Origin of the sequence: Paenibacillus ferrarius (assembly GCF_002027705.1) — a bacterium.
Classification (GTDB): Bacteria; Bacillota; Bacilli; order Paenibacillales; family NBRC-103111; genus Paenibacillus_E; species Paenibacillus_E ferrarius.
Map to the genome: position 1 here is coordinate 247510 of NZ_MBTG01000003.1, position 13852 is coordinate 261361.

The 13852-nt window shown below is 47.1% G+C and carries 14 protein-coding genes; all 14 read left to right on the forward strand.

Going from position 1 to position 13852, the window contains the following annotated elements; translation table 11 throughout:
* On the forward strand, positions 1 to 1095 hold the full coding sequence (aroB, locus tag BC351_RS05310; protein ID WP_079409666.1) for a 3-dehydroquinate synthase: 1095 nt from the start codon (positions 1 to 3) through the stop codon (positions 1093 to 1095).
* A gap of 3 nt (positions 1096 to 1098) precedes the next feature.
* Positions 1099 to 1485, forward strand: coding sequence for a chorismate mutase (gene aroH, locus BC351_RS05315; RefSeq protein WP_079409667.1), 387 nt, complete (start codon positions 1099 to 1101; stop codon positions 1483 to 1485).
* Between the two features lie 286 nt (positions 1486 to 1771).
* Entirely contained in the window at positions 1772 to 3319 is a 1548-nt protein-coding gene (trpE, locus tag BC351_RS05320) for an anthranilate synthase component I (protein ID WP_079409668.1), read from the forward strand.
* Positions 3320 to 3348: 29 nt separating this feature from the next.
* A complete protein-coding gene (trpD, locus tag BC351_RS05325) occupies positions 3349 to 4389 on the forward strand; it encodes an anthranilate phosphoribosyltransferase (RefSeq protein WP_079409669.1) in 1041 nt (346 codons plus the stop codon).
* Positions 4379 to 5164, forward strand: coding sequence for an indole-3-glycerol phosphate synthase TrpC (trpC, locus tag BC351_RS05330; RefSeq protein ID WP_079409670.1), 786 nt, complete (start codon positions 4379 to 4381; stop codon positions 5162 to 5164). Before trpD ends, trpC begins: the two co-directional genes overlap by 11 nt.
* A 32-nt stretch (positions 5165 to 5196) precedes the next feature.
* Entirely contained in the window at positions 5197 to 5895 is a 699-nt protein-coding gene (locus BC351_RS05335) for a phosphoribosylanthranilate isomerase (protein WP_079409671.1), read from the forward strand.
* On the forward strand, positions 5892 to 7088 hold the full coding sequence (gene trpB, locus BC351_RS05340; protein WP_079409672.1) for a tryptophan synthase subunit beta: 1197 nt from the start codon (positions 5892 to 5894) through the stop codon (positions 7086 to 7088). The genes BC351_RS05335 and trpB overlap by 4 nt, the downstream gene beginning before the upstream one ends.
* Before the next feature lie 3 nt (positions 7089 to 7091).
* On the forward strand, positions 7092 to 7907 hold the full coding sequence (trpA, locus tag BC351_RS05345) for a tryptophan synthase subunit alpha (RefSeq protein ID WP_079409673.1): 816 nt from the start codon (positions 7092 to 7094) through the stop codon (positions 7905 to 7907).
* Positions 7908 to 7926: 19 nt separating this feature from the next.
* Entirely contained in the window at positions 7927 to 9027 is a 1101-nt protein-coding gene (gene hisC, locus BC351_RS05350) for a histidinol-phosphate transaminase (RefSeq protein ID WP_079409674.1), read from the forward strand.
* 23 nt (positions 9028 to 9050) lie between these two features.
* Complete coding sequence (locus tag BC351_RS05355; protein WP_079409675.1) at positions 9051 to 10139, forward strand: prephenate dehydrogenase; 1089 nt, start codon at positions 9051 to 9053, stop codon at positions 10137 to 10139.
* 180 nt (positions 10140 to 10319) lie between these two features.
* On the forward strand, positions 10320 to 11192 hold the full coding sequence (locus BC351_RS05360; RefSeq protein ID WP_158081984.1) for a polysaccharide deacetylase family protein: 873 nt from the start codon (positions 10320 to 10322) through the stop codon (positions 11190 to 11192).
* Positions 11193 to 11608: 416 nt separating this feature from the next.
* Positions 11609 to 12190, forward strand: a complete 582-nt coding sequence (locus BC351_RS05365; RefSeq protein WP_079409677.1) for an RNA polymerase sigma factor — start codon at positions 11609 to 11611, stop codon at positions 12188 to 12190.
* A 7-nt stretch (positions 12191 to 12197) separates the two neighbouring features.
* Positions 12198 to 12827: an anti-sigma factor family protein gene (locus BC351_RS05370; protein ID WP_079409678.1), complete on the forward strand. Its 630-nt coding sequence runs from the start codon at positions 12198 to 12200 to the stop codon at positions 12825 to 12827.
* 50 nt (positions 12828 to 12877) lie between these two features.
* Entirely contained in the window at positions 12878 to 13459 is a 582-nt protein-coding gene (locus BC351_RS05375; protein WP_079409679.1) for a histidine phosphatase family protein, read from the forward strand.
* Positions 13460 to 13852: the final 393 nt, after the last annotated feature.

Here is a 13852-nt window from a genome sequence, read left to right on the forward strand (position 1 = left end):
ATGAGAGAGCTCACAGTAGAGCTTGGCGATCGGTCTTATCCTATTTATATCGGTCAAGGGATTCTGAACCAAATTACGGAATATTTCGACCGTGCGAAGCTCAGCCGCAAGTCGCCGCTGCTCATCGTCACGGACGAAGAGGTAGCGCCACTGCATCTGGAGCGCGTCTTGACGCTGCTCCGTGAAGGCGGCTACGCCGTTACAGCCTGCGTCGTCCCCGCAGGCGAAACATCCAAGTCCCTCGCGCAGCTCGAGGGAATCGTCTCAGCCGCCCTCCAGGCGGGCCTTGATCGCAGCTCTGCGATCGTGGCCCTCGGAGGAGGCGTGGTCGGCGATCTCGCCGGCTTCGCGGCGGCGAGCTTCATGCGCGGGGTCCGCTTCGTGCAGATCCCGACGACCATCCTTGCCCACGACAGCTCTGTCGGCGGCAAGGTAGCGGTCAACCATCCGATGGCGAAGAACATCATCGGAGCGTTTCACCAGCCTGAGTTCGTTCTCTTCGATATCGAGCTGCTGTTGACATTGCCGCCCCGCCAGGTGAAGGCGGGCCTCTCTGAAGTGATCAAGCACGGCTTGATCTGGGACGCCGCATTCACGCAGTGGTGCGACGACAACGCAGCTAAGCTGCTGGCTCTTGATCCAGAAGCGCTTAGCTATGCGCTTTATATAGGTTGCCAAGTCAAGGCGATCGTTGTTTCTCAAGATGAGCGAGAGAATGATCTTCGAGCGATTCTGAATCTCGGACATACGATCGGACATGCGTTGGAAGCAGTTGCCGGTTACGGCGAGCTGCTGCATGGAGAAGCCATTGCGATTGGAATGGTAGGAGCAGCTAAACTTGCTCAGCAGTTTGGCTATGCCGAAGAGATCCATGAAGTCACCAAAGGCTTGTTCGTGAAATTTGGTTTGCCTGTCCAGATCCCGGCTCATTTGGATACGGATAGTATTATGAGTGCAATGATGCATGATAAGAAATTCAAAGAAGGCACGATGGTTTACATCATTCCGACGGAGATCGGCAAAGTGGAAATCCGCAAGGATGTTACTGAGGATCAAGTCAGACAAATTGTTGAGCTTCTAAAAGAGGAGAGTTAGCCAATGTTCTTAAGGGGAATTCGTGGTGCAACGACCGTTGCGCACAATGAGGCAGAAGAAATTTTAACCGCAACCGAGGATTTGCTTCGGGCGATCGTAGAAGCAAATGATTTTCATCCGGAAGATATATGTTCCGTATTCATTACAGTGACTGAGGATATTACTGCTACCTTCCCAGCGCGTGCGATTCGCGCCTTGGCTGGCTGGGAGCTTGTGCCGCTTATGTGTTCTTTGGAAGTGCCGGTAGAAAATTCACTTCCCAAATGCATTCGATTAATGGTTCAGGTCAACACAACCAAAACCCAAGCCGAAATCAATCATGTTTATTTGAAGGAAGCGAAAGCGTTAAGACCTGATATTGTTAAATTGACAAATGAAGCAACCCGGTAGTATAGTGGAATTAGATGAGTTTAGGCAAGTAGAGCAGAGTTTAGTCGAGTAGAGCTGAGTGCAGATGAGCTGAGAAAAGGCAACATAGGTTGGTGTATGGAAGGTACGACTCTTAGGGAGCCGTCTATTTCTTCATACATAACTATGGCTTCTTTTTTCGTATTCGTCTTGATCTTCTACTGTAACTAAAGTCAACCTCTACTCCTGTAGAGGTTTTTTTGTATTCATAATAGAGTTTTGAGCACCGCACTGACGAGATGCTCGCAAGCTGAGAGGGGATGTTTCCATGTATACACCTGAAATTCAAGAAGTGATTCGTTTGGCCAAAGATTATAATCTCATTCCTGTTGTGCGTCATTTATTAGCAGATACTGAAACACCTATACGTGTATTTCAACATCTCTATCAAGAGCCGCGCGCCTTTCTGCTGGAAAGTGTAGAGGGTGGCGTGAAATGGGCGCGCTATTCCTTCATCGGCAGCGATCCTTTCTTAATGATTAAGGCCAAACATGGAAAAACGATGGTGGAAACGCAAACGGAGAATAAGGTGTTGGATGAGAAGCCAATTGAAGTACTGAAAGCTTATCTTCGTACGTACTCCAGTCCTCAACTAGCCGATTTGCCTCGATTTACTGGCGGTGCTGTTGGATTTTTCGGCTATGATTTATTGCAATACTACGAAAAGCTGTCTGCCCATCAAATTGATGATTTGCAAATGAACGATATCCAGTTTATGTTCTGTGATCAAGTCATTGCTTTCGACCATTTCAAACAGCAAATTAAAGTGATTGCCAATGTGCATGTCCCCCCATTTGCAACAGATGCTGATATCGTCAAAGCTTACCAAGCGACGTGCGCCAAAATTGATGCGACCATTGAGAAAATCAAGCGTCCGCTTGGTTCAGAAACGATGACGCACAATCCGATCGTATCCGAGCCTGAACTTGGTGAGATTCGCTCCAACATTACGAAGGAAAAGTACATTGCCAATGTGAATAAAGCCAAAGAATACATTCGCGCCGGCGATATATTCCAAGTTGTATTGTCTCAACGATTCGAGATGGAAACTACGGTGTCTCCTCTTCAGGTTTATCGCGTGCTGCGTACAATGAATCCTTCGCCATATATGTATGTGCTCAAAATGGACGATGAAGTCGTTGTCGGAACATCTCCTGAACTCTTGGTGCGAGTGGAGGAGGAGAAAGTGGAGACGCGTCCTATCGCAGGCACAAGACCAAGAGGGAAAACGCCTGAAGAGGACTTGGCGCTGGAGAAAGAGCTTCTGGCCGATGAGAAAGAGCGCGCTGAACATTTAATGCTGGTTGACTTAGGACGCAACGATATCGGGAAAGTAGCGGAATTTGGGACTGTGAAATGCGATACGTTCATGGAGGTCGAACGTTATTCTCATGTCATGCACATTGTTTCTAACGTAACGGGGAAGATTGCCAAAGATAAAGACTTCTTCGATGCGTTCCTCTCCTGTATGCCTGCTGGAACGGTGTCTGGCGCCCCGAAGCTGAGAGCTATGGAAATTATTGCTGAATTGGAGCCGGAATCTCGCGGATCTTATGCGGGAGCGATTGGTTACCTTGGTTTTTCAGGGAATATGGATACTTGCATAACCATTCGCACGATTGTTTTCAAAAAAGGCAAGGCTTACGTTCAAGCAGGAGCTGGCATTGTGTGGGACTCCGTACCTGAAAGCGAGTATCAGGAAACGATCAATAAAGCGACAGCCTTGCTGAAATCTATCCGAATGGCTGAGGCCATGTTCAGCCCGGAACCAAGACCGATTAGTGATATTAACAAAGATTACTTTGTTAGCTCTTAAGGGAGTAGACGCATAGGAGGATTAGAGTCATGAGTGGACTTATTCATATACAGCAAGCGATTGGCAAAGTAATTAGCGGAGGCCATCTGTCCCGTGAGGAAGCACGCAGCGTGATGTCCGAAATCATGGAAGGCGCGGCTACACCCGCACAAATCGGAAGTTTATTGACGGGACTTCGAATTAAAGGCGAAACGCTGGAAGAAATTACGGGTTTCGCGGAAACGATGCGCAGCAAGGCGATGCAAGTCAATGTGCTGCAAAGCGATCTGCTGGATACGTGCGGAACAGGCGGAGATGGTGCGGAAACCTTCAACATCTCTACAACCGCGGCGATCGTCGCCTCTGCGGGCGGCATTCGGGTAGCGAAGCATGGGAACCGGGCGATGTCGAGCAAAAGCGGCAGCGCTGATGTGCTGGAAGCTCTTGGCGTGAAGATAACGCTAAGCGGGGAGCAAGCAGCCAAATGCTTGGATAGAACGGGGATTTGCTTCATGTTTGCCCAAACGTATCATCAATCGATGAAGCATGTAGCTGCGCCGCGGCGTGAATTAGGGTTTCGCACTGTATTCAACTTGTTGGGTCCGTTAACGAATCCAGCAGGAGCAGACCGTCAAGTGCTGGGCGTGTTTGACAGGACGAAGACAGAGCTGATTGCGCAAGCTTTGCAAGCGCTAGGCTTGAAACGCGCACTCGTTGTAGCGAGCGAGGACGGTTTGGACGAATTCAGTATTTCGGCACCAACCAAAGTGACGGAATTGAAATCGGACACGATTACGACCTACACCATAACTCCAGATGATCTGGGATTGCGGGCACACAGCATCAAAGATGTAGCGGGCGGAGATGCCCTGCTGAATGCAGAGATCATTCGTCATATTTTTGCCGGTGAAAAAGGGCCACATCGCGACATCGTTTTGGCTAATGCAGCCGCGTGCTTCTACGTAACAGGGCATGTTGGCACGATGCAGCAAGGTGTGAAGCTGGCGGCGGATGTGATTGATTCGGGACGCGCCGAACAGAAGTTGAATGATTTAATCCAATATACAGGAGAACTATGCCATGTTTCTTGATAAAATTGTAGCTACGAAATTAGCCGAAGTGGAAGCGATGAGCCATTTTTCGATCAAGGAGGCAGAGAAGCTCATCGCTGAGCTTCCTCCTTGCCTAGGCTTTGAACAAGCGTTGACAGTGCGCAATAAACGGGCTATGGGCCTTATTGCAGAGGTGAAGAAGGCTTCTCCTTCCAAAGGATTGATTCGAGAAGATTTTGATCCAGTTCTTTTGGCCAAATCGTATGAGCAAGCGGGTGCCGATTGTATTTCTGTCCTAACGGATGTGCAGTACTTCCAAGGGAGCAATGCTTACTTGCAAGCTGTCCGCGGCGCGGTAAATGTGCCGCTATTGCGGAAGGATTTCACCATTGATCCGAAACAAATTTATGAAGCCCGTTTGCTGGGTGCCGATGCGATCCTGCTGATTGCGGCTATATTGACTACGGAACAAATGAAACAGTATTTGCAATTGGCCAGTGATCTGGGACTTGACGCGCTAGTTGAAGTACACGATCGTGAAGAGCTGGAGCGTGCTCTCGAATTGGATACGCAACTCATTGGCGTGAATAATCGCAACCTGAAGACTTTCGTTACGGACCTGCGGACGACGGAGGAATTGATACAATACATTCCTGCTGGTAAAACAGTTGTTAGTGAAAGCGGCATTTCATCCATACAGGATATGGCTTATTTACAGCAAATCGGCTCGAAAGCCGTACTGATCGGCGAACATTTCATGCGTCAACCGAGCGTTGAACAGGCTGTTCATGATCTGATGGGCGCACGCATTTAAACGACAACCTGCAGTAGAAAGAGGCGAATGGAATGGCTGCAAAGACGGCTCCTACGGTAAAAATTTGTGGACTTCAAAGCGTTGAAGTGTTAAAATCAATCGTGCATTTGCCGATAGATCATATCGGCTTTGTTTTTGCTCCAAGCAAGCGACAAGTAACGCCGGATAAGGCAGGCGAGCTGGTTGCTTTCCTGAAATCGGAGGAGAAGAACGGCATTTCGGTCCCGTTGACCGTAGGTGTTTTTGTCAACCCGACTGAAGAGCAATTGAAGCAAATTCTGGCTGTGGCTCCTTTGGATGTTGTTCAATTGCATAGTAAGGAGACACCGGAATTCTGCCGCTTTGTGCGTGAGAATTTTCAGGTGAAAGTGTTTAAGTCAGTGTCAATTTCCAAATCAGATCATAAGGTGCCTTCACTTGATGAAGTCAGCGCCCAGCTTGACCCTTACAAAGGGACTGTAGATGCCGTACTTCTGGATACGTTTGATCCGGTCTATGGCGGCGGTTCAGGCAAGACGTTTGCTTGGGACTGCATTCCTGTGTACCAAGAGTGGGCTCGCTCCGCTGGTGTACAACTGCTGGTAGCAGGCGGTCTGCAGCCTGATAACGTGAATGAATTAGTGACAGCCTATCAACCCGATGGTGTGGATGTGTCCAGCGGTGTTGAGACAGAAGGCGTGAAAGATATTGCGAAAATTACCGCATTTGTGGAAAGGGTGACTCGAAAGTGACGCAAGTACCTGACCAGCACGGCAGATTCGGCAAGTTCGGCGGCCGTTATGTACCGGAAACATTGATGAATGCACTTAGTGAGCTTGAAGAAGCTTATAACCAATACAAAGATGACCCTGAATTCATTGCCGAGATCCGTTATTTGCAAAAGCAATATTCAGGCCGTCCTACGCCTCTGTATTACGCGGAACGTCTAACCGAATTATTAGGCGGAGCTAAAATTTATCTGAAAAGAGAAGATTTGAACCATACAGGCGCGCATAAAATCAATAACACCATCGGACAAGCGGTTCTCGCGAAACGAATGGGCAAGAAGAAAATTATTGCCGAGACCGGCGCAGGACAGCACGGCGTTGCTTCTGCTACTGTTGCAGCGCTAATGGGCTTCGAGTGTAAAGTATTCATGGGCGAGGAAGACACGAAACGTCAACAGCTGAATGTTTTCCGTATGAAGCTGCTAGGTTCTGAAGTTATCCCTGTTACATCGGGAACACGTACGTTGAAAGACGCGTGTAACGAGACGCTGCGTTACTGGGTTAGCAATGTTCAGGACACTTACTATATCTTGGGTTCAGTAACAGGACCTCATCCCTATCCAATGATGGTGCGAGATTTTCAACGTGTCATTGGCGATGAGTCTCGTGAACAGATTCTTGAAACAGAAGGCCGATTGCCTGATGCTGTCGTGGCTTGTGTAGGCGGTGGCAGCAATGCGATGGGGATCTTCTACCCGTTTGTCCAGGATGAATCGGTCAAATTGATCGGTGTGGAAGCGGCCGGCCGCGGTATTCATACCGAAGAGCATGCTGCAACGATGACTAAAGGCACGCCAGGCGTATTCCAGGGGTCACTCAGTTATTTGCTGCAAGATGAGTACGGCCAAGTGCTTCCGGCTCACTCGATCTCCGCTGGCTTAGACTATCCCGGCATCGGTCCTGAGCATTCCTATTTGAAGGACATAGAGCGCGCGACCTATTATCCCATTTCCGATCAGGAAGCTTTAGATGCTCTTCAGCTGCTGAGCCGCACGGAGGGCATTATCCCGGCCTTGGAAAGTGCTCATGCGATTGCCCAGACACTTAAGCTTGCTCCTACCATGTCGAAGGATGAAATCATTATCGTGAGTCTGTCTGGACGCGGCGATAAGGATGTAGAATCCATTATGAGCTATCTCGACAAAGGGAGGGACTAGACGATGAACCGTATTGATCAACGATTTGCCGAGCTCAAGGAACGCGGGGAAACGGCTATGATTCCTTTCTTGACGATTGGAGACCCATCTTTGGAAGCTTCGCTGGAGCTCATTCTAGAGATGGAGCGGGCTGGCGCTGATCTCATCGAGTTGGGCGTGCCTTACTCGGATCCGCTTGCGGATGGTCCCGTTATTCAACGTTCGTCTGAACGGGCATTGAAACGCAAAATTTCTATCTTCGATGTGATTGAAGTTGCTCGCAAAGCCAGAAGCCGAGGTTCAAAGCTGCCTTTCATTTTGTTTACTTACTATAATCCGGTTTTGCAAATCGGGCTTGAACGTATTTTCCAAACGATGCAAGAGAATGAAATCAGCGGCATTATTATTCCGGATCTTCCGCTGGAAGAAGACAGCGAAACCAGAGCCATTGCTGAGGCTCATGGCGTTCACTTGATTCCGCTTGTTGCACCAACCTCGAATGAACGCGTGAAACGAATCGCAGCGGGTGCTCGCGGCTTCGTTTACTGTGTGTCATCCCTGGGTGTTACAGGCGAGCGCGCAGAATTTTTTGGAGGCATTGAAGATTTCCTAGCGACCGTTAGAGAAGCTGCTCAAGTGCCGATTGTAGTTGGCTTTGGCATATCGAACCGCGAGCAAGTTCAGCGCTTTGAGAAGCTCTGTGATGGCGTTGTTGTAGGAAGTGCGATTGTACGTACAATTGAGGATGCTTTGACCCATTTCGAGAACGATGCTGCACACCCCGAGGGGCTCTTGCAAATTCGCAACTTTGTGGGAAAATTAAAGGGTTCGGACAACTAATTGACGAGGTGACTTACCGGTGAAACCGAAACAAACGATTGTACATCTACCTGTTTACCAACCAGGCAAACCGATTGAAGAAGTGAAAAGAGAACTTGGCTTAACAGAAGTGATCAAACTAGCTTCCAATGAAAACCCTTTTGGTTCATCACCCAATGTGAAAGCAGCCCTAGAGGCAGAAATAGCCAATATCAGCCTGTACCCGGATGGCGGGGCTGTCCAGTTGTCTGAAGCTGTCGCGCAATCTCTGGGAGTGGCTACGAATCAATTGATTTTTGGCGCGGGATCCGATGAAGTGATCTTGATGCTGGCAAGGGCTTTCCTTGTTCAAGGCGACGAGACGGTTATGGCTTCCCATACATTCCCGCAGTACAAACACAACTGTGAGATTGAAGGCGCGGTATCCATCGAGGTTCCATTGATTGATGGTACTCATGATCTTGACGGCATGTTGGCTGCCATAACGGACAAAACGAAGATTGTATGGATCTGCAACCCGAATAACCCGACGGGAACCATGAATACTGATGCAGAAATCAAAGCGTTTCTTGCAAAGGTTCCGGCTCACGTCTTAGTGGTTTTGGATGAAGCCTACTGTGAATACAATACGACGGGACAATTCCCGAATAGCATTGAGCTCATTGGTCAGTATCGCAATGTAATTGCCTTACGGACTTTCTCCAAAATTTATGGCTTGGCTTCACTTCGTGTGGGCTATGGAATCGGGCATCCCGATGTGATTCGATCCATTAACCAAGTGCGTGAACCGTTTAATACCTCGAGATTCGCGCAAGCAGCGGCTCTTGCGGCTGTCAAAGACCAAGATTTCATCACAAGCTGCCGAGAAGCCAATACAGCGGGTTTGCAATATTTGAACGAGCAATTTGCTCAGTTGGATCTGCATGCTTTCCCAGCGCATGGCAACTTTATTATGGTTAATGTCGGACGTCCTGCGGCAGATGTATTCAATGGACTGCTGCGCAGAGGCATTATTATTCGCGGAGGACATATGCTTGGATTCCCAACGTCGATACGGGTAACCATCGGTTCACGCGAACAGAATGAGAAATTCATTGCAGCCCTGAAGGAAGTTCTAGCTGAAGTGGCTGTTCAAGCCTAATTCATATTATAAAGGTTGATTTCATGACAAAAATTGCGATATTCGGCGTCGGGCTAATCGGTGGATCACTTGCCCTATGCTATAAAGGAAAACCAGAGTTTACCGTCGTCGGTCATTCACCGAACCCGAAGTCGGTTGAGAAATTGCTTAAGCGTGGTGTCGTCGTTATAGGGACAACAAGTATGGCTGAGGCCGTAGCAGATGCTGATTATATTTTTCTATGCGTGCCTGTGGGGATGCTGGAGGATTATGTTCAGCAGCTGGTACAACTTCCGCTTAAGCGTGGTTGTATCATTACGGATGTTGGCAGTACCAAAGCCTCCGTTACAGAAAGCTCGGCTAAGATCGTGAAGGAAGGCGTCTACTTTATTGGCGGTCACCCGATGGCTGGCTCAGAGCGTCATGGCGTAGAAGCAGCTTCTTCTCATCTCTTTGAGAATGCCTTCTATGTGTTGACGCCGGCTGAAGGAACTCCTCAAGCTGAAGTTGATCGACTGACGGAGCTGTTGAAAACGACAAAGGCTCAAATTGTCCAAGTTGAGGCGCGCGAGCACGATGATATCGTAGGTGCAATCAGTCATTTACCGCATATCATTGCAGTTGCTCTAGTTAATCAAGTCAGAGGCTACAACACAAGCAATCCCTTGTACCAGAATCTGGCCGCCGGAGGATTCAGAGATATTACTCGAATCGCATCCAGTGAGCCGATGATTTGGCGGGATATTCTGATTAACAATCGAGAAGTGCTGCTCAAGCTTTTGAAAGATTGGAACCTGGAGATTGAACAATTCGTGAAGCTTCTTGAATCCGGAGACGGAGATGGCATTGTCGAGCAGTTCCGTTTGGCAGGTGAGTTCAGAAGCCAGCTGCCTGAGCGCAGAAAAGGCATGATAACATCCTTATTCGATATCTATGTGGATATTCCCGATCACCCAGGCATTATTGGGCAAATCACGACGCTGCTGGGGAATGCCCGGATTAATTTGAGCAACATTCAGATTATTGAAAGCCGAGAAGATGTTCCCGGTATTCTGCGTCTTTCGTTCCGCAATCAAGAAGATGCAGATCGCGCTTCTGCACTGCTGGGACAACAATATGCCGTCCATGTGTAAGCTGTCAAAACGATTAAGCAAGCTGTGAATTTTCTTCCTGTGCAAACCAACGGGGAGGGAAATCCAGCTTCTTTTTTTATTATGTCAACTGGATATTCAAAAAAAGGGCTTCATGCTATAATGACATCTGTTGTTGCACATATTATTTTTATTTTACATTCTAACTGTGGGGCGAATTGGATGAAGTTATGGATGATGTGGAAAAGTCTTTTGATTGGCGTACTTATTTTTGTTAATTTTTTTCCTTCTTTCGTAAGTGCGAACAAAGTCATGTTTACGAACGAAGTAGCTGTTCTGGTTTACCACCACATCGATGACCAAACGGAGGGAGCTGTCACCATTTCGTCGAAATTATTCGAAAAGCAATTAGGTGCAATGCGAAGACAAGGCTATCAATTCATTACCATGGACCAGTTTAAGCGGTTTTTATCCAAAGGGGCCGAAGTGCCTGATAATGCCGTGTTAGTTACTTTTGACGACGGATATGAAAGCTTTTATACAAAAGCATTTCCTATTCTGAAGAAAATGGGCATTCCTGCTGTTAATTTCGTCATAACAAGCGGTCTCGACAGTCCGAAGGGGACGCTGCTGCCCTCCATGTCAAGGGAAGAAATCAAACAGATGCGCAAAGAGTTCGCAGGCATTGATTTCCAAGCTCACTCCGATCAATTGCATGCCATGAAAGACGGAAAACCGTTATTGACAAACAAGGTGACGACGAACGGCGTGATAGAAACCGATAGCGAGTTTAGAAATAGGATTTTGAGCGACACCCGAAAATGCCTGACTAAACTCAAGGATATAGGCGGATCCCAAGCGGTTGATTCCTATGCTTATCCATTTGGAAGCTATGATGATCAAACCATGTCCCTGCTGCAGGAAGCCGGAGTGAGGTTTGCTTTTACAACAAAGGCAGGCGTCGCGACAAATCGGACAGATCCGATGCAAATCCCGAGGATAAATGCAGGCAGTCCGTATATCCGACCACATTCCATCAACAATCTCATCAAACAAGCCAATAGGCACGAAATGCCGGGTTTAAATAAAAATTAAAATGCAGGTAAACGTTTTCAAAAAAACGTTGACAAAATGAAACCGTATACATATAATAAAAGTACAGTATGGTTTCTCTCCACTCCTATCCGATAATCGCACCATAAGTGCAGCCGCCAATTTGGCGGTTTTTTTTTTTTGCTCAAATGTACCATAATATTGGGATTTTATAATATAATGGGAAAGACGCGCTGTTGTTTAGATTCGACAGACGGTGAATATGAACTTTATCCAACAATTTGTCGAACCGAGCAGGAATTTGGGATTCGACCCAGAAGAGTTTATAAGGCATAGTCTAATTATTTTTGTATTCATAAAATTTTTACAAATAACCGCAACTTTTCACTCCTGCTGCAGTACAAACATGTATGAGCAGTTGGAGTGGCACTTGGATCCGCTAGGAGGGTCGCCACGTAATGACCGATTCCCAATTGATCAGAGAAATCAAGGATGGAAATGTTCAACTTTATAATGAACTTATGCGTCGTTACGAGCGTAAAATCCTTGCATTTATCTTTCATATGCTCAAAAGTACACAGATGGAAGCAATTGCTGAAGATCTGTGCAATGAAACATTTTATAAAGCGTACCGCAGTTTGCATTCATTCCGAGAAATTGAGGCATCCTTTTCAACATGGTTGTACACAATTGCCCGGAACACGGTCCTGAGTGAGCTGCGCAAAAATAAAAGTGTTCAAGTCTCGTTGGAGCAAAGCGGGCTTACGCCGCATGCATCCTTTGATGCGATGCCGGAGCAAGCGATGCTGCGCAACGAGAAAGTAACGATGGTTCGCGATGCGATTAACAGCTTGCCAGAGAAACAGCGATCAGCTTTGATATTAAGAGAGTACGATCAGATGGATTATCAGGAAATCGCAAATATACTAGGTCAAACTGTAAGTTCGGTGAAGTCTCTTTTATTTCGAGCAAGAGCCTCCGTCAAGTTGCAGCTAGATCCCTATTTCAGTGAACCGATATTCGAAGAATCGAAGGGATGAAAGCGCGATGAAGTGTAGTGAAATCCAGGAGTTATTTGGAGTCTATTGGGATCTGCCGAATGATGACCTGAGACGTGTCGCGGTAGATCAGCATATTGCGACTTGCGCAGAGTGTGCGGAGGAATTTCAGATATGGGAAGAAAGTACAATGCTCATACGCACAGCCGCAATCGACAGTGAACTGCCTGACTATGAATCGAAGGTTTCCAACATGGTAATGAATCGCATCTACGAAAACGAGTCTTGGCGGTTGCCTGTAACGGAACGCATGTATGCAATCTCTTACAAATTGCGCAGGAATCTCACGGCGGTCATTGCGTTTTGTATAGCTTTATTTGTTTTTAGTTTCTTGTTTGCGGTGGTCTATGAAGGTACGCCGCAATCTACGGTTGCTTCTGCAGATAACTCCTTATTCGATCTGCAAGCACCGCAAGCATTGAAGTCAACGAATACTGAGTCAATGAATGGTCACAAAATAAAGGATGCAGTAGCTAGTTTGAATCCGAGTTTCATGGAACCACTGCGGTTCCACGTAGGACCAATTTATTCCTATCCACATTATTTGCTAGTGGTTTCGCTTCTAGGGCTGATTGCTACGATTATTATTATGAATTGGTTATCACGTACGAAAACATAATGCTCCGGAAGGAGCATTTTTCATTTTAGAGGGCAATGGGGGGCACTACGATGACAACAATTGGATTTATCCGACACGGAAGCACAGAATGGAATCGAATGGGCAAGCTGCAGGGACAATTGGACACGGATTTAACTGAAGAAGGGAAAGAACAAGCAAAGCTCTTAGGACTAAGACTTGCTGAAGAACAATGGGATGGCATTATTAGCAGCGATCTGACAAGGGCCAGAGAAACGGGACTCATCGTTTCGGAGCTGTCGGGAATTCCCTTTATCAGGACGGATAAAAGGCTCAGAGAGCGCATGTATGGGCAGGCAGAAGGAACTACGGTCGCGGAGCGGGAAGAGCGCTGGGGCCCAGACTGGAAGCGGCAGGCACTAGGTCAGGAGTCGGATGATGATCTATGGGCTCGTTGGATAGAACTTGAGAAAGAAATCATACAGGAGTATCCGAATAAGAAAATTCTGCTGATTTCTCATGGCGGCTTCATTGTCCAAATCCTGCGTGTGCTGCAGATGGACAGTGAAGATTTCCTGCAAAATACGTCGCTAACCATCCTGATGCGCCAAGAAACAGGCTGGGAGCTGCAATTGTACAATTGTCTAGCACACTTACATCCCGTATCCAAATAGCAATGATAGACGAACATGACTCGATAAGAGTCATGTTTTTTTAACATATAAGAATTTATATGTTTCGGGGTTTGGGGTGAGCGAAGCTTACCCCTTATTTAACATATAAGAATTTATATGTTTCGGGGTTTGGGGTGAGCGAAGCTTACCCCTTATTTAACATATAAGAATTTATATGTTTCGGGGTTTGGGGTGAGCGAAGCTTACCCCTTATTTAACATATAAGAATTTATATGTTTCGGGGTTTGGGGTGAGCGAAGCTTACCCCTTATTTAACATATAAGAATTTATATGTTTCGGGGTTTGGGGTGAGCGAAGCTTACCCCTTATTTAAACATATAAGAATTTATATGTTTCGGGGTTTGGGGTGAGCGAAGCTTACCCCTTATTTAA